The 24,658-nt window shown below is 40.1% G+C and carries 27 protein-coding genes; 9 read left to right on the top strand and 18 right to left on the bottom strand.

Translation table 11 applies throughout. The features are described from left to right. Window positions 1-46: 46 nt before the first annotated feature. The gene (locus ABC361_RS05170; protein WP_413073004.1) at window positions 47-298 is read right to left on the bottom strand and encodes an HPr family phosphocarrier protein; all 252 of its coding nucleotides are present in this window, start codon (window positions 296-298) and stop codon (window positions 47-49) included. Between the two features lie 225 nt (window positions 299-523). Here ABC361_RS05170 and ABC361_RS05165 point away from each other — a divergent pair, with 225 nt between their 5' ends. Beyond that, window positions 524-1,105, top strand: coding sequence for a hypothetical protein (locus tag ABC361_RS05165; RefSeq protein WP_413073003.1), 582 nt, complete (start codon window positions 524-526; stop codon window positions 1,103-1,105). A 42-nt stretch (window positions 1,106-1,147) separates the two neighbouring features. Here ABC361_RS05165 and ABC361_RS05160 read toward each other — a convergent pair whose 3' ends face one another. The 9 genes from ABC361_RS05160 to ABC361_RS05120 all read right to left on the bottom strand — a co-directional run bounded on the left by ABC361_RS05160 (window position 1,148) and on the right by ABC361_RS05120 (window position 8,338). Further along, complete coding sequence (locus tag ABC361_RS05160; protein ID WP_413073002.1) at window positions 1,148-1,717, bottom strand: VanZ family protein; 570 nt, start codon at window positions 1,715-1,717, stop codon at window positions 1,148-1,150. 105 nt (window positions 1,718-1,822) lie between these two features. Beyond that, the gene (gene rfbD / locus ABC361_RS05155; protein WP_413073001.1) at window positions 1,823-2,683 is read right to left on the bottom strand and encodes a dTDP-4-dehydrorhamnose reductase; all 861 of its coding nucleotides are present in this window, start codon (window positions 2,681-2,683) and stop codon (window positions 1,823-1,825) included. Continuing rightward, window positions 2,680-3,666, bottom strand: a complete 987-nt coding sequence (rfbB, locus tag ABC361_RS05150; protein WP_413073000.1) for a dTDP-glucose 4,6-dehydratase — start codon at window positions 3,664-3,666, stop codon at window positions 2,680-2,682. Before rfbB ends, rfbD begins: the two co-directional genes overlap by 4 nt. A gap of 10 nt (window positions 3,667-3,676) precedes the next feature. Then, window positions 3,677-4,222 carry a dTDP-4-dehydrorhamnose 3,5-epimerase gene (rfbC, locus tag ABC361_RS05145; RefSeq protein WP_413072999.1) on the bottom strand — a complete coding sequence of 182 codons (546 nt, stop codon included), beginning with the start codon at window positions 4,220-4,222 and terminating at the stop codon, window positions 3,677-3,679. 3 nt (window positions 4,223-4,225) lie between these two features. Next, window positions 4,226-5,095 carry a glucose-1-phosphate thymidylyltransferase RfbA gene (gene rfbA / locus ABC361_RS05140; RefSeq protein WP_413075720.1) on the bottom strand — a complete coding sequence of 290 codons (870 nt, stop codon included), beginning with the start codon at window positions 5,093-5,095 and terminating at the stop codon, window positions 4,226-4,228. A gap of 72 nt (window positions 5,096-5,167) precedes the next feature. Beyond that, window positions 5,168-5,692 (bottom strand): hypothetical protein, encoded by a 525-nt coding sequence (locus ABC361_RS05135; RefSeq protein WP_413072998.1) that lies wholly within the window; start codon window positions 5,690-5,692, stop codon window positions 5,168-5,170. Window positions 5,693-5,787: 95 nt separating this feature from the next. Further along, a complete protein-coding gene (locus ABC361_RS05130; RefSeq protein ID WP_413072997.1) occupies window positions 5,788-6,759 on the bottom strand; it encodes an ABC transporter substrate-binding protein in 972 nt (323 codons plus the stop codon). Window positions 6,760-6,774: 15 nt separating this feature from the next. Beyond that, window positions 6,775-7,563: an ABC transporter permease gene (locus ABC361_RS05125; protein ID WP_413072996.1), complete on the bottom strand. Its 789-nt coding sequence runs from the start codon at window positions 7,561-7,563 to the stop codon at window positions 6,775-6,777. After that, entirely contained in the window at window positions 7,496-8,338 is an 843-nt protein-coding gene (locus ABC361_RS05120) for an ABC transporter ATP-binding protein (protein ID WP_413072995.1), read from the bottom strand. Before ABC361_RS05120 ends, ABC361_RS05125 begins: the two co-directional genes overlap by 68 nt. A gap of 217 nt (window positions 8,339-8,555) precedes the next feature. Between ABC361_RS05120 and ABC361_RS05115 the strand changes: the two genes are divergently transcribed. Then, window positions 8,556-10,073 (top strand): BCCT family transporter, encoded by a 1,518-nt coding sequence (locus ABC361_RS05115; protein WP_413072994.1) that lies wholly within the window; start codon window positions 8,556-8,558, stop codon window positions 10,071-10,073. Window positions 10,074-10,082: 9 nt separating this feature from the next. Here ABC361_RS05115 and ABC361_RS05110 read toward each other — a convergent pair whose 3' ends face one another. The 5 genes from ABC361_RS05110 to ABC361_RS05090 all read right to left on the bottom strand — a co-directional run bounded on the left by ABC361_RS05110 (window position 10,083) and on the right by ABC361_RS05090 (window position 15,031). Continuing rightward, entirely contained in the window at window positions 10,083-10,244 is a 162-nt protein-coding gene (locus ABC361_RS05110; protein WP_413072993.1) for a hypothetical protein, read from the bottom strand. 21 nt (window positions 10,245-10,265) lie between these two features. Next, window positions 10,266-11,216 carry a mannose-6-phosphate isomerase, class I gene (gene manA / locus ABC361_RS05105; protein WP_413072992.1) on the bottom strand — a complete coding sequence of 317 codons (951 nt, stop codon included), beginning with the start codon at window positions 11,214-11,216 and terminating at the stop codon, window positions 10,266-10,268. A gap of 225 nt (window positions 11,217-11,441) precedes the next feature. After that, window positions 11,442-13,010, bottom strand: coding sequence for an acetate--CoA ligase (locus ABC361_RS05100; RefSeq protein ID WP_413072991.1), 1,569 nt, complete (start codon window positions 13,008-13,010; stop codon window positions 11,442-11,444). A 141-nt stretch (window positions 13,011-13,151) separates the two neighbouring features. Beyond that, window positions 13,152-14,267 (bottom strand): Gfo/Idh/MocA family protein, encoded by a 1,116-nt coding sequence (locus tag ABC361_RS05095; RefSeq protein WP_413072990.1) that lies wholly within the window; start codon window positions 14,265-14,267, stop codon window positions 13,152-13,154. A gap of 11 nt (window positions 14,268-14,278) precedes the next feature. After that, window positions 14,279-15,031: a sugar phosphate isomerase/epimerase family protein gene (locus ABC361_RS05090; protein ID WP_413072989.1), complete on the bottom strand. Its 753-nt coding sequence runs from the start codon at window positions 15,029-15,031 to the stop codon at window positions 14,279-14,281. Between the two features lie 112 nt (window positions 15,032-15,143). On the opposite strand from ABC361_RS05090, the gene ABC361_RS05085 reads away from it, so the two are divergent. The 4 genes from ABC361_RS05085 (at window position 15,144) to ABC361_RS05070 (ending at window position 18,339) form a co-directional block, all read left to right on the top strand. Further along, window positions 15,144-16,046, top strand: a complete 903-nt coding sequence (locus ABC361_RS05085; RefSeq protein WP_413072988.1) for an AraC family transcriptional regulator — start codon at window positions 15,144-15,146, stop codon at window positions 16,044-16,046. A gap of 77 nt (window positions 16,047-16,123) precedes the next feature. Beyond that, a complete protein-coding gene (locus ABC361_RS05080) occupies window positions 16,124-17,137 on the top strand; it encodes a Gfo/Idh/MocA family protein (protein WP_413072987.1) in 1,014 nt (337 codons plus the stop codon). Between the two features lie 43 nt (window positions 17,138-17,180). Then, window positions 17,181-17,564 (top strand): thiol-disulfide oxidoreductase DCC family protein, encoded by a 384-nt coding sequence (locus tag ABC361_RS05075; RefSeq protein ID WP_413072986.1) that lies wholly within the window; start codon window positions 17,181-17,183, stop codon window positions 17,562-17,564. Window positions 17,565-17,703: 139 nt separating this feature from the next. Then, complete coding sequence (locus ABC361_RS05070) at window positions 17,704-18,339, top strand: DUF6944 family repetitive protein (RefSeq protein ID WP_413072985.1); 636 nt, start codon at window positions 17,704-17,706, stop codon at window positions 18,337-18,339. A 5-nt stretch (window positions 18,340-18,344) separates the two neighbouring features. On the opposite strand, the gene ABC361_RS05065 is transcribed toward ABC361_RS05070, so the two are convergent. The 3 genes from ABC361_RS05065 to ABC361_RS05055 all read right to left on the bottom strand — a co-directional run bounded on the left by ABC361_RS05065 (window position 18,345) and on the right by ABC361_RS05055 (window position 20,488). Next, window positions 18,345-19,277, bottom strand: coding sequence for an SDR family NAD(P)-dependent oxidoreductase (locus tag ABC361_RS05065; RefSeq protein ID WP_413072984.1), 933 nt, complete (start codon window positions 19,275-19,277; stop codon window positions 18,345-18,347). Window positions 19,278-19,345: 68 nt separating this feature from the next. Continuing rightward, window positions 19,346-19,918 carry a TetR/AcrR family transcriptional regulator gene (locus ABC361_RS05060; RefSeq protein ID WP_413072983.1) on the bottom strand — a complete coding sequence of 191 codons (573 nt, stop codon included), beginning with the start codon at window positions 19,916-19,918 and terminating at the stop codon, window positions 19,346-19,348. 96 nt (window positions 19,919-20,014) lie between these two features. Beyond that, entirely contained in the window at window positions 20,015-20,488 is a 474-nt protein-coding gene (locus ABC361_RS05055; RefSeq protein ID WP_413072982.1) for a GNAT family N-acetyltransferase, read from the bottom strand. A 117-nt stretch (window positions 20,489-20,605) separates the two neighbouring features. Here ABC361_RS05055 and ABC361_RS05050 point away from each other — a divergent pair, with 117 nt between their 5' ends. From ABC361_RS05050 to ABC361_RS05040, 3 genes are read left to right on the top strand one after another with little or no spacing between them, the layout of a single operon-like run. Further along, window positions 20,606-21,154 (top strand): glycerol-3-phosphate acyltransferase, encoded by a 549-nt coding sequence (locus ABC361_RS05050; RefSeq protein WP_413072981.1) that lies wholly within the window; start codon window positions 20,606-20,608, stop codon window positions 21,152-21,154. Beyond that, on the top strand, window positions 21,155-22,762 hold the full coding sequence (locus tag ABC361_RS05045) for a GNAT family N-acetyltransferase (protein WP_413072980.1): 1,608 nt from the start codon (window positions 21,155-21,157) through the stop codon (window positions 22,760-22,762). Further along, on the top strand, window positions 22,759-24,603 hold the full coding sequence (locus ABC361_RS05040; protein ID WP_413072979.1) for an LTA synthase family protein: 1,845 nt from the start codon (window positions 22,759-22,761) through the stop codon (window positions 24,601-24,603). The genes ABC361_RS05045 and ABC361_RS05040 overlap by 4 nt, the downstream gene beginning before the upstream one ends. Window positions 24,604-24,658 lie beyond the last annotated feature (55 nt).

Genomic DNA, 24,658 nt, shown 5'->3' with positions numbered 1-24,658 from the left:
AAAGAAAGAAGCTATGACGGATTAACACTCATAGCTTCTTTCTTAGTTAATTGTGTTCTAAAAACTCCCCTAATACCGTTAACGCCTGTTCCTCGTCTGCTCCGGTAGCAGTTAATAATACTTCATCATTTGGTTTAAGAACAATACTCATCAGTCCAAGAATACTTTTCACATTAATGACTGAATTCCCTTTTTTTAGATGAACATCAGCTTGGAACTGACTAGCCTTTTCAACGAACGACGCTGCATTCGAAGCATGTAGACCATTAGGCAATCCTACTTTAATTGTCTTTTCCATTAAGACGCCTCCTCTCTCGTGACTTTCCATTTATATGCAAAAAAGATTCTGTTATGAATGTTTTTTTTCAGTCATGGCGCGTTTATGTTGCACATATCTATAGACTAAATAAGGACAAGAAGGAAGGTGGCGACTTTGAATCAAACAGAATGCCTCTCTCATATTCGCAGCATACAACCTTTAGTAAGAGACACAGAATCTCTGAAAAAGGAGCGGCTTGAACAAATGAACAAGAAAGACCAACTTAAACGCGGTCCGCTCCGTCATGTTTATCATTACAAGGAGCTTAATAGTCTATTTGCAGTTGCGATTTTGGCCTATCTTTTCTTCTTTCATATCCTATTTTCCTCAACGCTGATTCATCTTTACCATTTATTTACTGTAGTTGATTTCTTTCTTTTTCGGATGATTCTTGTGCTCGTCCTATTTCTTATCATTCCAATAACGCTTTATTTTCTGCTTATGATCGGGATCAATTACCTTTTGAAGCGGTGGATGAACAATGAAGCAAAAGAAAACGAAACATCACTTGCACTAGAAGAAATGACAAAAGCACAAACCACATTAAAAAATCGGTTGTCCGAACAAACGTCCATTCCAATGTATTACTTAAAAACGTATGCGCTCAATAAGTTTGAAACGTACTTTCTTCATCAACGCGCTGATTCGCTTAAAGAAGCAATCAATTTATTTGAAGTAGAGCAGCAACATGTTTTACAGCAATATCGTTTTTATCGCTATCACGGAGAAAAACGATTTTCTGCTATGTATGAAAAAGCAGCAGAATTCGAAAATCAAGTGACATAACGACTAAAAAACTCTATCCCGCCATATGGTGGATAGAGTTTTTTATGCTTGCTTCTTAATATCGTCCCATTTTCTATGAACATGTGTCGATGATCCCTTGTTTCCACATACCTCACATGGTTTTTTTGAGCGTATGTATAAGACCCAAAATACCGTGATTGTGATGCCTAACATGCCACCCATTGTATCGACGACCACATCCTCAATCATTGGTGAACGCCCTGGGGTAAACGACTGTCGATATTCATCGAAACATGCATAAAACACTACGAATATGAACGACATCATTACCGCATAGCGCAAGCGGACGATATAAGCAAGTAACCGAGAGCCAATTAAGCCAATTAACAAAAAGGAGAAAAAATGGGCAGCTTTTCGTAGAAAGAACTCGATAAACGATTCTACCGATAAATAATCTAAACTAATTTCACGATTCCCATACGGAAAAGAGATTTGCGCAATCCTCGTATCCTCAATCCAATGTATAGGAAGAACGCTAAGGTACCCACGGATATCTTGGCTTCCATATGGCGTAGAACTTGAGAAAGCAATAATTGACACGGCGGCAAGTAGAAACAAGCTAAATATGGTAATTTTAACGGAACGTGACAAGTGCCTCACCTCATTTAATGTTCCGTCCATTATACGCTGTTTTTAATAAAAATCGTCTAGAAATGTATATTTCCTCACAAATGAATAGAGATCAAGCCCTCACATTCACTCGCTATGACTGTCCTCCTTTTCTATTTCTAAGAATGCTTGAATAGCTTCTTTCCAATGACGCATTGGTGCAAAATGGTTTAAATGTAAGCCCTTATGTGACAAGACTGAGTATTTAGGACGCTGAGCAAGTGTAGGAAATTCAGCCGTCGTGCATGGTTGAATCGATGGAGGTGTCTGTTTTAAAGCAAATATTCCTTTAGCAAATTCATACCAGCTACACGTTCCGCTATTTGAAATGTGGTAAATACCGTAGCGCTTCGTCTTCACTAACGAAACGATTGCTTCAGCAAGATCATTTGCATAGGTGGGCGAGCCAATTTGGTCATCAACAACGCGAAGCTCGGTCTTTTTCTCCGCTAGCCGGAGCATCGTCTTCACAAAATTACTACCAGTATGACCAAACACCCACGAAGTTCGCACAATAAAAAACTTAGAATGAAACTGTTGGACGGCTTGTTCACCTGCAAGTTTTGAACGTCCGTACACGCCAATTGGCGAAGGGGGTGTCCATTCATCGATAGGCTCAGTTGCACGACCGTCAAAAACATAATCAGTGCTTACATACAAAAATAACGCTCCTAATTGCTCCGCAACGACACAGAGGTTACGCGTTCCTATAGCATTCACGCGATATGCCTCCATCTCGTCTTTTTCCGCTTGATCTACTTTCGTATAAGCAGCGCAATGCAAAATAACGTCAGGCTCAATCGTTTCCAAGACTGTTTTCACATGTTCTTCATTGGTAATATCAAGTTCTGCTCGGCTCATACCGATCAGTTGAACCCCTTCTTCCACTGGGACACGCAGAACGGCAGACCCGAGTTGTCCGTTAGCTCCTGTGACTAGAATTTTCATAGACTTCTTCTCCTGTAAGTACCAGAAAGGACATCCTGCCACCACTCCTTGTTTTGAATGTACCAATCGATTGTTTCTGCTAAACCCTCATTAAATGTATACATCGCTTTCCAACCTAACTCTCTTTCAATTTTTGTTGCATCAATTGCATAGCGAAAATCATGTCCAAGCCGGTCTTCAACATGAGTGATTAACTCTTCTGACACCCCCAATGTCTGCACAATCCGCCGAACGATTTCCTCATTTGTTCGCTCGTTCCGTCCACCGATGTTATACACTTCACCTGGTTGGCCAGTTCGCAAAACGAGATTAATCCCGCGACAGTGGTCATCAACGTGAAGCCAATCACGAATTTGTTTGCCATCTCCATAGATTGGCAAAGATTTATTTTGCAAGGCATTTGTAACCATAAGCGGAATCAGTTTTTCTGGAAAATGGTAAGGGCCATAGTTGTTTGAGCAACGAGTAATATTAATATTCATCCCGTATGTTTCATAATAAGCACGAGCAAGTAAATCTGCCCCTGCTTTACTCGCAGAATAGGGACTGTTCGGTTCTAGTGGTGATTGTTCTGTAAATAGGCCCGTTTCTCCTAAACTTCCATAGACTTCATCCGTTGAAACTTGTACATACTTTTCAACGTCAGCTTTTTTGGCCGCATGTAAAAGCATTTGCGTCCCGTAAACGTTCGTTTGTACAAACGCGCCTGGATTAATAATACTCCGATCTACATGTGATTCTGCTGCAAAATGAACAACTGCATGAACATCATACTTTAAGAAAAGATTCTCTAAGTCGGCTCCACTGCAAATGTCGCCTTGCACAAACTCAATCGACGATTGCACTCGCCTTAAATTATTGACATTTCCTGCATACGTTAATTTATCAAATACAATAATCGTATCTTCTGGATGTTCTTTGCACAGTAAACGAACAAATGCACTTCCTATAAAACCTGCTCCTCCAGTGACAACGATGTTCATAGCATCCTCCTCAAAAATTATTTTCCGCTTTATGTAGTAGCGGGTGCGCACGATCTTTTTTTGATAAAATTGGTTGATTACAAGGCCATTCAATCGCAATCTCTGGATCGTTCCAACGAATGCCGCGATCCTTTGAAGGCGAGTACAGTTGATCGACTTTGTAAGCAACGATGGTTTGATCCACTAATGTACAAAATCCATGAGCAAATCCTTTTGGCACAACAAGCTGTCGTTGATTATGCTCACTTAAGATGACACCCACCCATTGCTTATACGTTGGTGAGTCAATCCGTATATCTACCGCAACATCAAAAATAGCGCCCGTTACGCAGCGCACAACTTTTAATTGTGCCTCTGGAGCAAGTTGGTAATGTAAACCTCTTAGTGTCCCTGCTTGTTTAGAAAGAGATTGATTATCCTGTAAATACGTCGCTTGAATCCCTGCTTTTTCGTAGACATCATGATTAAATGTCTCAACAAAATAGCCTCGATCATCAGCAAATACATTTGGTTCAAGTAAATAAACGCCTTCTAATTTGGTTTGGTGTACATCCATTGCTTATCCTCCCTCTGCCATCCTAAGCAGATATTGACCATATTCATTTTTCTTTAACGGCTGAGCTAATTCAATTAAGTCGGCTTTTGAAATATAGTTCATCCGAAATGCAATTTCTTCTATGCAGGCAATTTTTAAACTTTGTCGTTTTTCAACAGTATGAATAAATTGAGACGCCTCTAGTAAAGATTCATGCGTTCCAGTGTCTAGCCATGCCATGCCTCTGCCTAACTTTTCAACCCGGAGTTTTCCTTGAGTTAAATACGTAACATTAATATCTGTAATTTCTAATTCACCACGTGCTGAAGGTTTAATCTCTTTAGCATATTGAACAACATGATGATCGAATATATACAAGCCTGTTACCGCGTAATGAGACTTTGGACTAGCCGGCTTTTCTTCAATCGATATGGCTTCATCATTCTCATTAAATTCAACGACACCAAACCGCTCCGGATCACGCACATAGTATCCGAAAACGGTTGCGCCTTCGTTTCGATCAATTGCTTGTTTTAAACGCTCAGGTAACCCATGCCCATAAAACAAATTGTCTCCTAAAACGAGTGTTACGCTTGAGTTGCCAATAAACGATTCCCCAATCAAAAAAGCTTGCGCCAATCCACCAGGCTCCGGTTGTATCGCATATTGAATGGAAATGCCCAGTTGAGAACCATTTCCGAGGACTTGCTCATACCGTTCCGTATCTTCAGGCGTTGAAATGATCAAGAATTCACGAATCTCAGCCAACATGAGTAACGATAATGTGTAATAAATCATTGGTTTATCATAGATCGGAAGCAATTGCTTCGATGTCGCTTTTGTAATTGGGTATAACCTTGTGCCGCTTCCACCTGCTAGAATAATGCCCTTCAGGTTAACCACCACCCCTTATAAAAAAGTCCATATAAATGAATCTATGCAAGCAAAACAAAAAACCTGCATCATTTATGCAGATTTTCCGTTTAACGCTTTTCCTTTTTTAATGATCTTCACAACATAAAACATTAATATGCCAACTAGATAGAGAAGAAACCCGATATGAAAAAACCCGATGTAAGGGATTGGTTGCTCAAACGCCATAAAGGCAAACTCAATAAAAATTCCGAGAAACAGGAGAAGAATGAGCAGATTCATTTGCGCTAGCAGGTTACGGGTTAGCTGGATAAGCACTTCCACATTGGCTCTTGTCACTTTCACTGGGTAGTTCAACATGGATGTGGCAAAACGTATTGCAAACAGCATTACCGCTAGCAACGTTGCGATAATTGGCAATAAAACAATAGCTGTTTTGTTTCCGTATGTATACGAACCCGACGCGAACGAAGCAGAGTGAATCGGCACTTCTGCAGGCATCTGCGGGAATAGAATGAAAAAAGATACCCAAAATCCAATTAACACAACAGCAACAAGTAGATTTAACCCTTTTTCCAACAACGTTGCCTGGACTTGTGGTATGTCAAAGTCAATCATAAGCACCTCCTGACAGCTCTACGTCATTCTCTCACAGAAAGTTTCAACCTAATTGAAAAACGTCCCCGTATTAGAATCGGAGACGTTTGGTTTTATTATTCACTCTCAAGATATTGTAAATCTACAAGGCCGTCAATATCTGTATTTGACATTTGTCCAGCTTCTTCACTGATCTGAGCCATCTCTTGTAAAACTTGTTCATTTACGTCCGTTGTTGGAAAAAGACGATCCAATGATAAACGAATTTCATCAAAATCGAGTTCATTTCCTGTCTCTTCTTGGATGTGGTCAACAAACAGTTGTGCAGCTTCATCTGGGTTTTCAGCCACAAATTCAACCGCTTGTTCGTGCGCACGCAAGTATGCTCTTGCCAAGTCATCATTTACTTCTAAAAACTCATGACTCGCAGTAACGACTGTATTCGTTGATTCTTCTCCCCATGCAAACTCATCCGCATCAACGAGGAACGTTGCGTCTAAATTATCCGCTAAGAAACTTCCCCAAGGCTCTTGTGTTGCCGCTGCGTCAGCATCACCTTGTGAAAAAAGAATGGACGTATCTGCTGGTGCTTGAGGAACAAAATTAATATCGTCCGCATCAACGCCAGCATCAGCTAATTCTTTTCGTAACATAATATCTTGTGTTGACCCAATCGTTGGGATTGCTACATTTGATCCAACTAGATCGGACACTGACTCTACACCTGAACCATCACGTGCCATAATCACGGCACCACCATTTACAGCACCTGCTATAATGGAATGAGCTTGATTTCGCGTATACGTGTTCATTGCTGGAACTGGTCCGACCGTTCCAATATCAATCTCGTTTGCCGACATCGCCTCCATAAACTGCGCACCATCTGGAACCGTCATCGTTGTAAAGCTTGCGTCATCTCCAAATTCATCGTCAAAATAGCCATTTTCTATTGCGACAATCGTAGAAATATGCGTCAAGTTTGGAAAATAAGCAATCCGCAATTCACCTTCCGTGGTGCTATTTCCGCAAGCAGCAAGAGCAACCCCTGCTCCTACTGCTACTATTGAGCCTTGTAAAAACTTTTTCATTCGATCTTCTCTCCTTTAATTTAAACCAGGTTTAAGTCCCCATTTTTTCTGAACCGAACGCTCCATACGTAAAAACACAAGATTGTCGACAATTGTTCCGATAATCCCGATGACGATCATTACAGATAAGACTAAATCCATCTGTCCGAGGGAGCGCCCGACTGTTAATAAGTAACCGAGTCCACCAGCTGCAACAAACAGCTCACCAGCCATAATGGCACGCCATGCAAACGCCCATGCGGTTCGAACGCCAGAAATTAAGTGAGGAACAGAAGCAGGTAAAATGACCGTTCTTAATAAATGGCTCCCACCTGACCCGAGTGTTTTCGCAACATTCATATAGAGACTTGGCACATTTTTAAAACCTGTACTCGAACTAACCGTTACCGTCCATGTCGCGCCAATCGTCACAATAAACAGCAATGAAGCATTTCCGTATCCAAACCAAATGATCGCTAGTGGTAGCCAAACGATACTTGGAATGGACTGAAGAGCTGTGACTAAAAACCCGAGTGTATCATCAACAAGTTTGTAGCGAGCGATTAGATACCCTAATGTCAAACCAAGAATAATAGCAATTACGAAGCCTATTAATAATCGTCCTAACGTAATTCCTGTTGCTGTAAGAATTTGACCAGATATTAGCCCATTAACAAATGTGCTAATTACCGTTGTTCCACCGGACTCGAGTGGAAATAAAAGTGGTGGAAAAGAGCCTGGAGGAAAATTTCCGACTCTAGATGTTATCTCCCATATAGCCACGATTATCGCGATGAATACGATCCGTCTTATAGCTGTAGTCATCTCCAAACTCCTCCTTCAACACTTTCTCCATTTCTTCTTCAAGCTCGGCTAAAATACGGCGCTCTAAATCAACGACATTACTATCTGCAGGGTCTCTTGGTAACGCTGCTTGCACCGGGAATTCGCGTTTAATTTTTCCTGGGCGCGTCCCCATTAAGACAATACGATTGGACAGCATAACCGCTTCCCGAATATTATGAGTAATAAATAAAATCGTCTTCCCTGTATTTGCCCAAATTTCAAGCAATTCTTTATGCAACACCATTCTCGTTTGTTCATCTAATGCAGCAAAAGGTTCATCCATTAACAAGATATCGGGATCCATTACGAGCGCACGGGCAATTGCCACCCGTTGTTTCATGCCGCCAGACAGTTCATGAGGAAATGATTTTGTGAAATTTCCAAGATGAACGGTTTTTAATCCTTCAAGCGCTTTTTTCTCGCTTTCATCTTTCGACATCCCTTTTAATTTTAGACCGTACGTCACATTATCAAGTACGTTCATCCATGGAAAAAGACCAGCTTCTTGGAAGACGACAACCCGATCATTTCCTGGTTTCTTCACTTGCTTCCCACCAGCAATGACTTCCCCTTCTGAAGGTGAATCGAGCCCAGCGATTAAATTTAAGATGGTTGATTTCCCACATCCTGAAGGACCCAATAACGAAATAAAATCTCCTTCATTAATGGTGAGATTAATGTCATTTAATACGTGCAAAGACTGCTTTTTATCTTTTTTAAATGATTTCTCTACCTTATTTAATTGTATTTGCATGTCTTCCACCTCGAATCCCAATAAATCCTACTATTATAATAAGAATTATAGTTTTTTTTAGTGTAAGCGATGTTGTGTGAATCGTCAATCAGAATTAACTTCTTTGGATAAAAAGATGTTTTATACATAAAATAACGGGGATATATAGAGGTCGACTTGTCACATATATAGATGTGTGTTATCATTCGAAACTTATGACTGAAATCAGGAGGAACAATTGAAAAATCTTAAACTAGACTGGCCTGTATTTGCAATTTCTGGTGGCTTCTTACTTTTATTCGTTATTGCTTCACTTGTAAATGCAGAGTTTGTCGGCAACCTTGTTAACACAGGATTTGCTTGGTCGTCTTTAAATTTCGGGGCGTTTTGGCAAGTACTTATGATACTAACTTTTATCATTGCAATATTTATGAGCCTTACCGAGCTCGGTAAGGTACGTTTAGGTGATTCTCTTAAACCTAAATTCTCTTTCTTTAAATGGTTTGCCATGATTATGATCACCCTTTTAGCAGGTGGTGGCGTGTTTTGGGCAGCAGCTGAACCAATGTATCACTATCTCGATACTCCTCCTATGTTTTCAGAAACTGGCGGTGCAGCTACAGATATTCAAGCTGGACTATCTACAGGTTTCTTGCACTGGGGCTTTCTTGCATGGAGTATTTTAGGAACTCTCGGTGTTGTCGTACTCATGTATGCGAAGAAAAAAGGACAACCCCTTAAACCAAGAGCTTTACTTTATCCAATTTTCGGTGAGAAAATCATGCACAAAAGCGCCCTTGGTACATTTATTGACGTTTTTTCCATCTTAGCAGCTTGTGCAGGGACAATCGGACCAATTGGTTTCTTAGGACTCCAAGCAGGCTACGGATTAAATATGTTGTTCGGTTTACCAGATACATTCGCAATTCAACTCGCTATGATCTTTTTCTTAGTCGGAATTGCTGCTGTATCGGCAGCTACAGGGATTAATAAAGGAATTCAGTGGTTAAGTCGTTTTAACGTCATTGTGACTGTTATTCTTGCCGCTGCGATCATCATTCTTGGACCAGCACGCTTTATTATTGATTCATTTGTAACAAGCTATGGCTCATATTTACAAAACTTCTTACCGATGAGTTTTTATCGTGGTGATGAAGGCTGGCTTTCTGGCTGGACAATCTTTTTCTGGGGTTGGTTTATTGGGTACGGACCGATTATGTCGATCTTTATTTCAAGAATTTCAGATGGAAGAACCATTCGTGAGCTATTCTTAACGGTTGCGTTTCTCGCACCTGTCGTAACGAACTTCTGGTTTACTGTTGTAGGCGGAACTGGAATCTTCTACGAAATGAACGATCCTGGCTCAGTAAGTAATCCATTGAATGAAGGTGGCTTACCTGCTTCCATCTTTGCGATTGTTAACCAGCTACCATTAGGAGCCGTATTTGCGTTCTTATTTATATTTGTTACGTGCGTATTCGTCGCAACTACAGCGGATTCCATTTCTTATTCCATTTCCATGATTATTACCGGAAAAGAAACGCCTGACCGCTACATTCGAATTTTCTGGGCACTCATTTTTGGTGCAGTTGCAGCCGTTCTCTTATATATCGGTGAAGGTAGTATTGATTCCCTTCAATCGTTTATCGTTATAACAGCCGTACCAGTGTCTCTGGTTATGCTACCAACACTTTGGTTAGCACCTGTTACAGCAAAACGATTATTACGTTTACAAGAAAAAGAAGAAGCGAAGTGAGGGTGATCCTCACTCGCTTCTTTTTTTTATCTGCTTACGAATTGATTCTAATTCATTTGCAATTTGAAACAGAATACCTGCGCACAATCCAATGATTGCGCCAAGAGATCCTGCGGCAATAAATCCTAGCAAAACACCCACCAACATAGAACCAATAAGCGAACCATTCATTTCTGCTGCTCCCTCCAACTCTTATGTATGACTGACGATTAGTTCTAGCTCTCCCTTTACTTCAAATGTTGTTGCATCCACTGGCAACAGAAGATGGTCGCCTTTCATTACACGATAGGATGCATTCGCTACCGTCAGTTCACCTGTTCCTTGAACAATAGAAAGTAATAGATAGTTTGCATCAAAAGCAGCGTTCCAATACGATCTCACTTTTCCATGATAAACGGTAAATTCGTTGGTTGTCACAAGCTCGGTCACTTTACATCCGTCATTTTCTGTTATTGTTTTCGTTTTCGTTTTATAGCGAATATCAGGAATTTGTGTGACCTGCATGGCTTTTTCAAGATGAAGTTCACGTTTCTGTCCGCTATCATCTGTTCGATCAAAATCATAGACACGATAGGTTGTATCCGAACTTTGCTGGGTTTCTAAAATAATCGTTCCTGCTCCAATTGCATGAATAGTACCGCTTGGCACATGGAAAAAATCACCCGCTTTGATTGGCACACGATTTAGTAATGTCGCCCATTCATTTTGCTCCACTTTTTGTGAAAATGCTTCTACTGTCTGGGCAGTATGGCCGAGGATCAACTCTGCCCCCTCTTCTGCATCAATGACGTACCAACATTCTGTTTTCCCATAAGCTTCATTTTTTTCTAGCGCAGCGGCTTGCTCATCATTTGGGTGAACCTGAACAGAAAGATCCGCTGCAGCATCCAAAATTTTCACAAGTAAAGGGAATTCCCCTGAGGTTTCGCCACCAAAAAGCTCTGGTCGACTGTCCCAGAGTTCACGTAGTGAATTTCCTTCAAACTCACCTTCACGTACAACACTTAATCCATTTTGGTGTGCAGATATTCCCCAACACTCACCTGTTTGGTTACTCGGTAACTCATAACCAAATTGTGCTAGCTTTTGTCCTCCCCAAATTCTTTCTTGTAAAACGGGCTTAAAAAAAATTGGCCTTTTCATTAACATCTTTCACTCCTCTTCCTCTTCCCTCGTGATAAGCGTACCATATCCACACCACAAGGCAATACGAAAGGGATGATTGCAAAAGAACGATACGATGAAAAATAACTGTTATCATTTTAGAAAATGATCTTAATCAGTCATTGTAAGGTTAGCTAAATAAAAAAACCTTCATGAATGATAACACACTCATGAAGATTCTTTTCGTTGCTTCATTTCATTTGGTTATTGCTCCTGCTCTCGTTTTCGGAGATCAATTCGTCTTGTTTTTCCAGAAATTGTCTTCGGTAGTTCTTTAATGTATTCAATTTTCCTTGGGTATTTATAAGGAGCCGTTTCTTGTTTAACAAATTCTTGAAGTTCCTTCGTTAATTCATCCTTTGATTCAGGCTCCAAATTAAGCACAACATATGCTTTAACAATGCTTCCTCTCACTTCATCTGGGCTTGCGACAACCGCACACTCTTTCACAGCGGCGTGTTTAGTCAATGCATCCTCAACCTCAAAAGGGCCAATTGTATACCCAGATGAAATAATGATATCATCGCCTCTACCTTCAAACCAAAAATAACCGTCTTCATCACGTTTCGCTTGATCTCCCGTTACATAATAATCACCGATATACGATGCCTTTGTTCGCTCTTCATCTTTATCGTATCGTTTAAAAAGCGCTGGTGAGTCTTTGTGTACAGCGATCATTCCAATTTCACCTACAGTTGTTTCTTGTCCATCCTCATTAATAATACACACGCCATTTCCAGGTGTAGGCATTCCCATAGAGCCTGGTCGTGCTTTCATTCCAATCATGGTTCCAATGAGTAAGGTGTTTTCCGTTTGGCCATACCCGTCCCTTACTGTAAAACCAAATTGTTCTTGAAAGGTCGAGATTACTGCCCGATTTAGCGGCTCGCCTGCAGAAACGGCTTGTCGAATTGAACGAAGCTCATAAGTATCCAATGTTTTTTCCTTCGCGAGCATTCGATATTCAGTCGGAGTTGCGCAAAAAACCGTTACCTGATGTTCTTGTAAAAGCGATAAGTATGTTTGTGCATCGAACGGTCCATCATAAATAAACGCCGTTGCACCTTTACCAATGACAGATAAAAACGGGCTCCAAACCCATTTTTGCCAGCCAGGAGCGGCTGTTGCCCAAACCGTATCTTCTTTTTCAACTCCAAGCCATTCCGTAGCGGCGGTCTGTAAATGCGCGTATGCCCAAGCATGGGTATGTACAACCGCTTTTGGATTTCCTGTTGTACCTGACGTGTAAGGCAAAAAGGCAACTTCATCTTTATCGGTTTCACACTCGAAGGAAACGCTTTCATTTTTCGCTTTATGAAGTAAATCCTCCCATCCTTTTTCTTGACCATTGACAATGATTTTGGCCTTCAAAGTTGGCAGGGACTCCATCTTATCCACTTCTTCTGTTAAGCCTGCATATGCAATAACGGCTGACGCTTCGGCATGGCGGATTCTAAAAGATAAATCTTTTGAACGTAACATTCCCGAGCAAGGAATAATGACCAATCCTGCTTTTATACATGCTAAATAGGTTGCATATGCTTCTGGCACCCGCGGGAATAAAAGCAGTACCCTGTCCCCTTTTTGTAAGCCCAATGAGCGAAATACATGTGCATATTGGTTCATCGCATTTAGTAATTGCCCATATGTCCATTCAACTTTATTCCCCTCTTTGTCCTGCCATAGCAACGCTTTTTGCGCACGGTCTACTTGTTGCTCTACATCAACAGCAAGGTTGTACTGCTCTGGAATTACGTATGTTCCTTGAACCATTCAATCACTCCTCTCTGCATTCCATTATATAGATAATTCTGTCTTTTTTAAAGCGATTCCTCTTTTATTCCTTTAGATAGAAACAAAGCAATGGGAAAACCCACGCATCTTAACGTGGGTTCTTTATACTTAAATGATGACTTAACGTTCGTTTACTAACGCTTGATTCTGTTCATTAAAATAAACAGCTTTACCGGATTTCGCTGATTCGTAAATCGCTTCTAATATTTCGCTTACGACAAGGGCTTGCTCAGCTTTAACGACAGGCTCTGTATCATTACGGACGGCATCAATCCATAATCGTGCTTCTTTATCCGCTTGGGTCTCACTTCCCCCATCATAATACGCCACGCCACCGGCTTGTAAATCTGGCTTCGTGACATACAAACGGCTCAATTTTTCCCCGTTAATTCTCAAACCATCACGCATATCTGCCCCAGCTTTCGTACCACAAAGCGTTGTTTTCGCTTCATCAACATCAAGTGTATTTAACGCCCAGCTCGCCTCTAGCGTCACCGTTGCGCCATTCTCCATTGTAATAAACGCAAATGCTGAGTCTTCTACTGTGAATTCCTTAGGGTCCCACGGTCCAAATGCATTCGCAGCGTTTTCAGTATCTGACAGTTTATAATAAACGTTCCCAACCACACTCTTCACTTTGTAGTTATCAAGCGTCCATAAGGTTAGATCTAGCGCATGGGTTCCGATATCAATTAAAGGGCCGCCTCCTTGCTCTTCTTCATTTAAGAAAACGCCCCACGTTGGAACAGCTCTTCGACGTACAGCGTGTGCTTTTGCGAAATAAATGTCGCCAAACTCGCCTTCTTCAGCAAGTTGCTTTAGATATTGCGAATCTGTCCGATAGCGATTGTCGTAACCAATCGTCAATTTTTTTCCAGTTCGCTTGGCTGTTTCTACCATTTCACGCGCTTCCGCTGCTGTTTTTGCCATCGGTTTTTCACACAAAACATGCTTCCCAGCTTCTAAAGAAGCAATGGAAATCGGAGCATGGGACTTATTTGGTGTACAAACATGAATAACTTCAATCGACGTATCTTTTAGTAATTCGTGATAATCGGTGTACACATCTGCCCCTTCCACTCCGAATGTTGCTGCAGCTTTAACGGCTTTATCTTTAACAATGTCACAGAAAGCAACGAGCTCTACCCCTTTTTGTTTAACAAGACTGGGCATTTGCTTGCCGTTTGCAATTCCTCCACAACCAATGATTCCAATTCGAATGGTCCGATCGTTCATTTTGCTCACCTCTATTTTTTAAGTAATTGCTGTAAATACGCTGCACTTTCTTTAATTGATGCGAACTCATCTTGGTCAAACTCTTCTTGCTCGACCGTATACCATTCCACAGCGTATACTTTTGCCGCTTGATGAATCGCATTAAAATCCATTGCACCTGAACCCACCTCAACATTACGTAATTCTGTCGGATTGTTCATGTCTTTCATATGAAGTAGCTTTACTCGCTCTTTATATTTATGAAGCCAATCAACAGATTTAAGTCCTGTCGCTTCTAACCAAAATGTATCCAATTCCATAAAAACAGCTTTTGGATCAGCATACTGAAACAACAAGTCTAAGCCATAATGACCGTCAAATTTCTTTAATTCAATATCATGATTATGATAACCAAATGCGATGTTCGCTTCTGCTGTTTTTTCACCTATTTTTGTAAACAACTCAGCCGTTCGCTTATAAGCATCTGCAGAATCTCGATAAGAATCGGGTAGTCCTGGACATACGATGTAAGGGCTTTCAATTTTATGTGAGTATTCAATAACCTCTTCTAATTGATTCTCTAGTTGGTCTATTCCAATATGACTCCCTGCGGCGCTTAAACCAACGTCCTTTAATTTACGTGCTACTTCTGTACTTGTTTTCTCATAATATCCAGCAAATTCTACGCCTTCATAGCCTGCTTCCGCTACCCTTTCCAGCGCACCAAAAAAATCTTCTGCACAACGTTCCTTTATTGAATAAAGTTGCAACCCAATCTTTGGCATCCATCCACCTCCATTGTACTGAATCTAATCTTAAGACTATCATGACTCTAAAATTGATTATATACTAAAACTATTCAATTATATAAAATTTTTGTCATGGAGGTGCTTCTTCATGTTTGATCAGAGTCAGGCATACAAAGAAAAAAAGGTTTTAGGCAACGAAATTAAACAACCGATTCACTGTCACATCGAACAAAGCATTCCAGATCGTCGTATTGCTAGTCCTCACTTTCACGATGCAATTGAGCTTCTGTACGGCTTTTCAGGCTCAGCTTATGTGTTTGTTAGCGGACAATCGTTTCGTATGGGTCCCGGCGATTTAATTATTATTAATTCTCAAGAGGTGCACGGCATCTTTGCCGAAAAAGGAAACGATGTCCAGTATTTAGTCATTAAACTTGAACCAGAAGTTCTTTATTCTACGTCCCGCTCCTTATTTGAATCAAAATATGTTCTGCCTTTTACAATGGCAAAATCAAGTCCACAAACACTTTTACAACAAATAGAAGTAGCAAATACGAGTATACCTGAAACAATAAACAACATTATGGCAGAGTTTTCAAAACAGGACTATGGGTTCGATTTTGCCATTCGTATCCACATCTGCTCCATTTTTTTAGCTGTTTTACGACACTGGCGCCATGTTGGTATAACAGTTGGTATGAACGATGACTTAAGTGAAGACGACCTGGTACTGATGCGACAAACCTTTCAAATGATTGAAAATCAATACAGTTTCCCTCTCACAGCAAAAGAAGCTGCAGACGCGTGTAATCTGAGCTATAGTTATTTCTCAAGGAAAATTAAAGCGATAACTGGCCGTTCCTTCACGGAACTGCTGAATTACGTCCGCATTACGGAGGCTGAGAAGCTGCTAACAACGACTGATTTATCCATTACAGATATTGCGGTTTCTGTCGGTTATACAAACACAAGTTATTTTATTTCGCAATTTAAACAAGCAAAGCATATATCACCGTTACGATTTAAAAAAGCAACAAGTAAGTCCATATAAAATAAAACATTTTTGTCTTGACAGTTTTAATCTTGCTAGCTAGTATGAATACTAATTCAAACGAAGGAGGAAGATTCATGATACGTGTTGCTTTATTAAGCCGCTGGCATGTGCACGCGGATGATTATGCGAGAGAAGCAAGTGAACACCCTTCGATTCAACTAACAACTATTTGGGACGAGGACCCAGCTAGAGGAAAGCGATGGGCAGATGAGTTAAACGTAGACTTCGAAAACAGTCTCGAATTCACCCTGGCTCGTGATGATGTGGACGCAGTAATTGTTGATACACCAACGGCTATGCATAAAGAGATTATCTTGGCTGCCGCAAAAGCTAAAAAACATATTTTCTCTGAAAAAGTGTTAGCGCTTACGGAAAAGGATTGCGAAGTTATTTTTTCTGCAGTAGAAGAAAATAACGTATCGTTGATGCTTTCATTACCTCGATTAAATGACCCGACTTATCTGTATGCTGAAAAAGCAGTTCAAGATGGACTACTCGGAGATATTACGTCCATTCGTTGTCGCCTTGAACATGGGGGAGCACTCGAAACTGAATCCCATCCCAACGGCTGGCTTCCAGCCCATTTTTTTAATAAAGAACAATGTGGCGGTGGTGCGTTAATTGATTTAGGTGCACATCCCATTTATTTAACGAATCGATTTGGTGGTCGTGCTGTCTCTGTCTATGCAGAAATGAACGCCTTTACAAATCGTGCTGTTGATGATCATTCTACCGTTATTGTCCGTTATGCATCTGGCGCAACTGCTACAATTGAAGCTGGCTTTATCGCTTCAAAAAGTCCGTTTATTCTGGAATTACACGGTACAAAAGGGTCCATTTTAGTGGAAGAACGGGCCTTACGAATTCAGTCAACGGAGCTAGAGGAAGAAGGCTGGATCACGCCTAATTTACCAGAACAAGCACCAAGTGCAATGGATCAATGGGTTGACGAGATTCTTACAGGAACAGAACCTCGTATTACAAAAGAGGATATGCGTGTATTGACTCGTATTAATGAAGCAGCGATCACTTCCTCTGAAACGGCAAAACGCGTCAACTTAAATAGCGAAACGCACGCTTCTGTTTAACGGAACGTCTACGAGGGGATAGTATTCGTAAGAGGTGATACACATGAACAATCAACTCACAGTCTTTTACGACGCGCGCTGTCCTCTCTGTCAAAAAGTCAAGAAAAGTTTGCGTTTTTTTGATACACACAATCAGTTACGATGGATTCCAGTTCAAGAAGTTCGCGCTTCCACAAGACTAAAGGCACGTCAATTATTTGCTGATATGGAAAAAGAAATTTACGTGTTGACAAAAGATGAGCGTGTACGGGTAGGCTTTGCGGCGATACGAGACATTCTTGCACAGTTACCCGCTTTAACATGGCTCGCTTTTCTTATGCAGCCTCAATTTATTGAAGCAATTGGTCAACCGATTTATCAATTTATCTCTCATCGAAGACATGCTTGGTTTGGACAGACCGACTACATCCGACCTGTCTCAGTCTAATCAGTCGGAAAAACGGTTTCTCCACAAATGGTAAACCGTTTTTTTACGTTACATTTTCAAGTTGATCGCATAAGATAGTCTAGAGTCTATATACACAAGGAGGAACCCATCCTTATTTAAAAAAGAAGCTTCACCTACAATGTTTGACCGGCTTCGAGAAGATAAAAAAAGACGCTACCCCAATCAACCATTACGCAACGAAAATGGGGATCTGGATACAGAAGGCGAAGACAATCATTCCTTAATATTCTTTGGCCTCTGGGTTACAGCCGTCGGAACGATTTTTAACGCCATTGCTGCGACGACTCGAACCGATTTAGAAGATGCGTTACGTTCTAACTTTTCTATCTATGGAAACACACTTGAAACAGCTGGCAATGCCCTTGTAGCAGAAGGGTTCGGAACTTATGGACCTGATAAATATGGCAGTTATATCATTACAATCGGATCTCTAACCGCACTCTACGCAGATATTGGTAATCTCACTGACGAAGAGGTTATTCGAACTGCTCTTAGAGGTGCACTCATTGAAGGGTTAGGAACATCTTATGCCTTATTTGGGGTTGAGCCTCCAGAAGACCCTACAGATTTTGAAATTTACACGATTTATTCAGCTCTTCTACAGCTATTTGGCAACGGCTTTGAAGCTGTTGGCGGAATTACAGAGCTTCAAGGTGGAGACGGGGAACCACTTTATGAAATTGGAACGATTTTGCAAGCCATTGGTGCGATTCTTACTGGTTTATTTTATGAGGGAGGCAACCGTTTTAATTAAGATTCTCACTTCGATTCATGTTTCAACCATAAAATTGTCTCTCTCACCCCTATTTCATAAGGAGTAGGCTCCCAACCGCCAAGATAATCTCGTAGCTTGCTACTATCCAAATAAACTGGTGTTTCCATTAAATACATCATCTCTACCAATTCCTTCATTTGCTTTGAAAACAAGCCTAGAAATCGAATCATTGGCCTCTTAACAATGCGAAACCCTTTCGTTGTGTTTGTTTCATCACGAATGTGCTTCAGGAGCTCATCTCCTTTTATCACGCTCCCACTAACATTCCAGTTTTGATTATAGGAATCATCTTGTAACGACAGATCAGCGATTGCCTTTGCTGCATCCATTGTAAAAAGATACTCTCTATGTTGAGATGAACAGCCTATATAATTTGCTTTTTTAGATTGAATGGCTAGTCGTAACGTCTCGTGAATTAGCGTATTTTCAGCATACGGACCGTATAGATCTGGTAAATGTACAATTAATACAGGCAAGCCACTTTGAAACAATCGCTGCTCCATCTGTAAACGAATCTTGCCCTTCTTTGTATTCGGCTGTTTGACTGTCTTTTCTGAAACGTGCATGCCTTTGTTGCCATACGCGTAAATATTGTCGGCAAGAATTAGCTTCTTATTTTCTTCCTTAGCAACCTTTATAAGAAGGTCGATGCAACGTAGCTGTTTGATTTCCCATTTATCATAGGGAAAATTTAGTGCATGGTAAATCGCGTCGGCTTGAGCAACTGCATGTCGAACATCGTTTTCGTTTAAAGCATCGCCAATGAAGATTTCCACATTCTGTTCCATCCCAAACATTGCGGACAACTTGCTTTCGTTACGTGCAAATGCGTTTACGTGTACGCCTCTTGATAGTAGTTCTTTCGTTAATGCATATCCTACCCCGCCTGTTGCTCCTAGCACAGTTACTCGTTTCATTGTTAACACCCTCCATTTGACCAGTGGTCAATTAATTTTTATTAAAAAAGCCGAGTAATTCGGCTCGTTTAATTCATGATTGCCCGCTTCAAAAATTGCACGTGTTTTTGCGCAGCATCTTGTACCTCTGCGAAACCCTTTACTCTGTAAAGATAGTGCGCTACAAATCCATGTAGGGCAATAAAGGTTGAGTAAATATCAGCTATTGATGCCTGCTGATTCGATAACTTATTCAACATAATAGAAAATTGGTCATAACTTTCATTCGCTGCTCGCTTCGATAGCGCATCAATTTCTTTCTCTTTGACCATAAACATGAACTCATAATATTCTTGATGATTTAAACCAAATTCAATATATATAAGAAGCAGTTTAGTTAACTTTTCATCTTGGCTTAACGACTGTGCCGCGGCCCTATTCATTTGTTCATTTAACTTATCAAAATAAAAAGAAACGACTTCATAAAATAGCTCAGCTTTATTGTTAAAGTGGTAATATAAAGCACCATGACTACATTGAAGAACTTTTGCAAGCGAGCGCATGGAGACATGTCGATATCCGTTTGCCTGAAATTGAATACTTGCGGCTGACACAATTGCTTCTTTTGTTAATTCATTTTCTGTCTTACGTCTTGGCGTCATATGTATCCTCACTAAATTTAATTGACCATTGGTTAATTAATACTTTACTAGTACAACTAAGTATTGTCAAATAAAAAACAGAAAATTATTTATTCTCTACACATTCTCCTCGCTGGTCCGTTGCTCTTTTTGAAAAAAGACCAACTCGACGCTTCCTTTTACAACTTTCCTCTCGACAAACTGATACCCTAATGATTGATACAAACAAATCGCTGGCGTATTTTTAGCTCCTGTTGCAACTTTTAACATTTGCGATGGTCTCGTTTTCCTTTCAACATAGTGTAACAATGCTTTTGCAATTCCTTTTCGAAAATGGTTAGGATCGACCATCATTCTTGTCACTTCAACAAGATCATTATCGACCGCAATCGACACTGCCCCTACGACATCATCATCTTCTAGATAAGCATAAAACGTTTCATTCGATTTAAGGAATTGTTCAAACGACTCCATAAGAGGCGGAATCTCATAAAATTCGAGCATATCGGCTTCAATTTGATAGGCAACTTTTTGAAGTCTATATAGATCTTTCGTTAAATCGTTATTTGCTAGATTTAATGCTGTAATCATTTCTGATACCTCCTTATCAACATTTTACAAAAAAAATACGCTTAATTATATTTACAATTTGTGGTACGATATACAAGATTATCAGCCTTATGATCTTGACTTGGAGACAAATGTTTAATGGACATGTTGTTAATCTTTTGTGTTGCCTATGCCTTCGGCTGTTTAAACGGCGCATACTATATTGGAAAACTTTTTTTCAAAAAAGATATTCGAACGTTAGGAAGTAAAAATGCAGGTGCGCGAAATATAGGTCGATTATTCGGAACAATCGCTTTTCTTTCCACCGTCGCCATTGACTCGCTAAAAACCATTGTACCAATACTTTTCGCCATTCATATTCTTGGATTACAAGGATGGGCGTTATGTGTTATTGCTATTGGCATTTTGCTTGGCCACCTTTACCCAGTCCAATTAAATGGACACGGTGGAAAAGGCATTGTCGTTTATTTAGCCTGCGCACTCGTCTTTTCTCCAATCCTACTCCTTATAGTAGGTATGTTTATTGGGGCGAGTAAACTTTGTGGTATAAAGACAAGAACATCTGCACCAATCGCTTTTTTCCTCCTGCCGTTTCTATTTCTCTATGAATCTGCAATAGACTATGCATTCCTTTTCTTTATTTTAACAGGCATTATTCTGTTTGTTTACAAAAAGGAGAGAACTTAAGTGACTGGCTCAGACCTATACGTTAAAATTGCTGATGAGAATAACGAGTTTGAACAAATTTATCAGTTAAACTATCAAACATTTGTGAAGGAAATTCCTCAACATCGACCTAATTCGCAAGAAAAATTAATCGATCGCTTTGATTCTGAAAACGTCTATGTAATTGCTAAAATAGATGAAGCTGTGATTGGTATGATCTGTGTTCGAGAAAAACGTCCATTTTCCTTAGATCAAAAACTAGGTTGCTTAGACGCTATCGTTGATTTAAGTGGAAAACCATGCGAAATTCGCTTACTAGCCGTTTGCGAGAAATATCGTCGTGGGACAATTTTTTATCGGCTCGTGCACAAACTCGTTTCCTATTGCCTTGCTCAACAGTATACGATGGCACTTATTTCTGGCACTACAAGACAAAGCAAATTATACAAAAAGATGGGTTTTCTCCCATTTGGACCGCTTCTTGGTCAGAAGGATGCACAATTTCAGCCCATGTTCTTAAATGAGGAAAATTTCAGTAAACAATCGCTCGTTTATAAGCGGATTATCGAAAAGCATGAGCGCTTATCTTACGAAAAACAGTCTTTTCTCCCTGGACCTGTCTCCATTCCGAGCGATGTAAAAGAAGCATTTAATGCTGAACCGATTTCCCATCGAGATCGACAGTTTGTGACTACAATGAAGCGAGTCAAACTGGAACTTCTTCGTCGAACGAATGCGAAACAAGTTCAGATTGCAATGGGGACAGGGACTATGGCAAATGAAATGGTTGCGGCACAACTTTCAAAACTTGGAGGCAAAGGACTTATCCTTGCTTGCGGGGAGTTTGGTGAACGTTTAATTGCACAAGGGACTCGTTGGGGGTTGGATTTTGATACCATCCAGCACGAGGATTGGTCGTCAATTTCTATTACACAAATACAACGAAGAATCGAACAAATAGGCCCTATTAAATGGTTATGGACCGTTCACTGCGAAACATCAACTGGGTATCTGTTTCCAATTGAGGGACTAACCATGCTTTGCTCTCAATATAACTTCAAACTATGTCTTGATGCATGCTCAAGCTTAGGTACATTACCAATTAACCTTGCGAACGTTTACTTGGCAAGTAGCGTCAGTGGCAAAGGACTAGCTTCTTACCCTGGACTTGCGCTGCTCTTTCATCAAGAATCTATCGAACCTTCTAAACATTTACCCGCATATTTAGATGCTGGGTATTATCAAAAGAATGAGGGCGTTCCTTTTACATATTCATCAAACTTACTATTGGCTCTGCAACAAGCGTTGACACATCATCATTGCTCAGAAAATCTCTATAAACGCTTGCTAAAAATACTATGCGAAGAAAAGATAGATGTGCTGAAACATGATTCTTACTCGCCAGCCATTCTATCGATTAACCTTCCTCAAGATCTATCTTCAAGAATAGTCGGCGACTCTTTAAAGAAAGCATCTATTCTTGTCAGCTATGAAAGCCATTACTTACTTAAGCGAAACGTCATCCAGCTTGCATTAATGGGCGTAATGAAAGAAAAAAATGTTTTAGCTATAGTAGAGGTATTAATCAAAACCATTCAAACATTACGAAAGCAGGCGTCGACCTTATGAAAGCTTTTCCTCATCATGTGGTGAAGGCTCATTTTTTACCTATTGCCCTTTTAATTCTTACATTTAAAACATTAGTAACAAGTTTTCTTGGTTTTTCATTACCTCTACATAACTTTATGGACTGGCTTCTTTTTTTGATAAGTCCAATTGGCAGTTTGCTTCTTCTTTTTAGTTTAAGTTTTGTTGGTCGACATCATATTCGTCCACTTGTTTTTTGTTTAATCTACCTATTATCTACAGCATTATTAATAGGTAATTTGCTTTACTATCGCTTTTATATTGATTTTCTAACGTCATCCGTTTTACTTCAGCTTAATAATGTAGGTGGACTCGGTTCGAGTACAGTTGAGCTCTTTTCTCCCTATGATCTACTCCTCCTTATTGATGTCTTGTTCTTCTGTACGCTTGCTTGGTTTTATAGTAAACAAGAGGCACCTATTAGTCGGCCAAAAGGAAAGCCTTATTTCATAACAGCTAGCTCTTTTTTAGCTCTCACCGTTGGCTTAAGTTTGATTCAAAACCCGTATGTGCTACAACATGATTATGCACGCGATCAAATGGTTTCATCACTCGGAATTTACAATTATCAAATTATTAACGTCGCTCAATCCGTACAAGCGCCTTTAAAAGGGATGGTTGCAAACCAAACGGTTGCATCAGAGATTAAAGGGGAAATGGTCGATCCTCCTCCACCTGACACTTCTACGTTTGGACTAGCTTCTGGAAAGAATGTTGTTTTTATTAGCTTAGAGTCTGTACAAAATTTTGTCATTCAACAAGAAAATAACGGCGAGGAACTAACCCCTTTTTTAAACCGATTACTTGCCGAGAGCTTTTACTTTCCAAACATTTATGATCAAACAGCACAAGGAAAATCATCAGATATGGAGTTCATGCTTGATACAGGTTTTTATCCTCTATCAAGCGGTTCTGCTTTTGTGAGGAGCTATACAAATACATTTCAGTCACTGCCACGGATCCTTGAACAACATAATGGGTATACATCTGCAGCCTTTCATGCTAACGATGCTACTTTTTGGAATCGCGAGTTAATGTACGAGGCACTTGGGTATCATCACTTCTTTTCAAAAGAGATGTACGACGTTACAGAAGAGGAAAGTGTAAATTATGGTTTAAAAGATAAACCTTTTTTTGAACAATCTATCCCACTTTTAAAAGAATTAGAAGAACCGTATTCTGCAAAATTTATTACATTAACGAATCATTTTCCGTTTCTTTTGGAAGAGGAAGATCAGTTGATTGAAGAGGGCGATACAGATGTAGGTGTTGTGAATCGCTACTTTACGACCGTTCGTTATTTAGATGCGGCGGTCGAACAGTTTTTTCAGCAATTAAAAGACGAAGACATGTATGAGGACACGATGTTTGTTTTATATGGAGATCACTACGGTATTTCTCGTCAATATGAAAAAGGTGTCCATCAATTTTTAGATCAAGAAGAAACAACGTTCTCTCATATTGATTTACAGAAGGTGCCGTTGATTATCCATATCCCAGGACAAACAGGACGCACAATTGAAACAGAAGGTGGACAAATTGATATTCATTCAACGGTTCTTCATCTTCTTGGCATCTCAACAAAAGCAAACTTATCTTTTAGCTATGATTTATTTACTCGCCCAAGCGACATGCCAATCATTTTTCGAGATGGCCATTTTATTGCGCAAGATTTTCTTTTTGCCGACCATGCCTGTTATGAGCGTTCAAGCAACACCATGATTCCAATACAATCTTGTTCAGCCAAACAAGCAATTGTTCGAGAACAACTTCAGCTCTCGGATGATTTTCTGTTAGGCGATTTACTTCGCTTTATGGAATGAAAATTTCTTGAGAATCTCTCATTCTAAAAATCTTTTTCTTTCTTCGTGTTTAAAA

It is taken from the genome of Shouchella phoenicis, from assembly GCF_047238345.1.
In the GTDB taxonomy this organism is placed as follows: domain Bacteria; phylum Bacillota; class Bacilli; order Bacillales; family Bacillaceae_D; genus Shouchella.
This window is presented reverse-complemented; position numbering and strand designations above follow the sequence as displayed.

Coding starts and splice junctions, on each gene's coding strand:
- ABC361_RS05075 (WP_413072986.1), top strand. CDS start 17,181: ATGAACAATCAACTCACAGTCTTTTACGACGCGCGCTGTCCTCTCTGT.
- ABC361_RS05170 (WP_413073004.1), bottom strand. CDS start 298: ATGGAAAAGACAATTAAAGTAGGATTGCCTAATGGTCTACATGCTTCG.
- rfbD (WP_413073001.1), bottom strand. CDS start 2,683: ATGAAAATTCTAGTCACAGGAGCTAACGGACAACTCGGGTCTGCCGTT.
- rfbC (WP_413072999.1), bottom strand. CDS start 4,222: ATGGATGTACACCAAACCAAATTAGAAGGCGTTTATTTACTTGAACCA.
- ABC361_RS05125 (WP_413072996.1), bottom strand. CDS start 7,563: ATGACTACAGCTATAAGACGGATCGTATTCATCGCGATAATCGTGGCT.
- ABC361_RS05050 (WP_413072981.1), top strand. CDS start 20,606: ATGGACATGTTGTTAATCTTTTGTGTTGCCTATGCCTTCGGCTGTTTA.
- ABC361_RS05065 (WP_413072984.1), bottom strand. CDS start 19,277: ATGAAACGAGTAACTGTGCTAGGAGCAACAGGCGGGGTAGGATATGCA.
- ABC361_RS05055 (WP_413072982.1), bottom strand. CDS start 20,488: ATGATTACAGCATTAAATCTAGCAAATAACGATTTAACGAAAGATCTA.
- ABC361_RS05095 (WP_413072990.1), bottom strand. CDS start 14,267: ATGAACGATCGGACCATTCGAATTGGAATCATTGGTTGTGGAGGAATT.
- ABC361_RS05165 (WP_413073003.1), top strand. CDS start 524: ATGAACAAGAAAGACCAACTTAAACGCGGTCCGCTCCGTCATGTTTAT.
- ABC361_RS05110 (WP_413072993.1), bottom strand. CDS start 10,244: ATGAATGGTTCGCTTATTGGTTCTATGTTGGTGGGTGTTTTGCTAGGA.
- ABC361_RS05135 (WP_413072998.1), bottom strand. CDS start 5,692: ATGATTGACTTTGACATACCACAAGTCCAGGCAACGTTGTTGGAAAAA.
- ABC361_RS05090 (WP_413072989.1), bottom strand. CDS start 15,031: ATGCCAAAGATTGGGTTGCAACTTTATTCAATAAAGGAACGTTGTGCA.
- ABC361_RS05100 (WP_413072991.1), bottom strand. CDS start 13,010: ATGGTTCAAGGAACATACGTAATTCCAGAGCAGTACAACCTTGCTGTT.
- rfbB (WP_413073000.1), bottom strand. CDS start 3,666: ATGAACATCGTTGTCACTGGAGGAGCAGGTTTTATAGGAAGTGCATTT.
- ABC361_RS05060 (WP_413072983.1), bottom strand. CDS start 19,918: ATGACGCCAAGACGTAAGACAGAAAATGAATTAACAAAAGAAGCAATT.
- ABC361_RS05080 (WP_413072987.1), top strand. CDS start 16,124: ATGATACGTGTTGCTTTATTAAGCCGCTGGCATGTGCACGCGGATGAT.
- ABC361_RS05120 (WP_413072995.1), bottom strand. CDS start 8,338: ATGCAAATACAATTAAATAAGGTAGAGAAATCATTTAAAAAAGATAAA.
- ABC361_RS05040 (WP_413072979.1), top strand. CDS start 22,759: ATGAAAGCTTTTCCTCATCATGTGGTGAAGGCTCATTTTTTACCTATT.
- ABC361_RS05130 (WP_413072997.1), bottom strand. CDS start 6,759: ATGAAAAAGTTTTTACAAGGCTCAATAGTAGCAGTAGGAGCAGGGGTT.
- manA (WP_413072992.1), bottom strand. CDS start 11,216: ATGAAAAGGCCAATTTTTTTTAAGCCCGTTTTACAAGAAAGAATTTGG.
- ABC361_RS05085 (WP_413072988.1), top strand. CDS start 15,144: ATGTTTGATCAGAGTCAGGCATACAAAGAAAAAAAGGTTTTAGGCAAC.
- ABC361_RS05070 (WP_413072985.1), top strand. CDS start 17,704: ATGTTTGACCGGCTTCGAGAAGATAAAAAAAGACGCTACCCCAATCAA.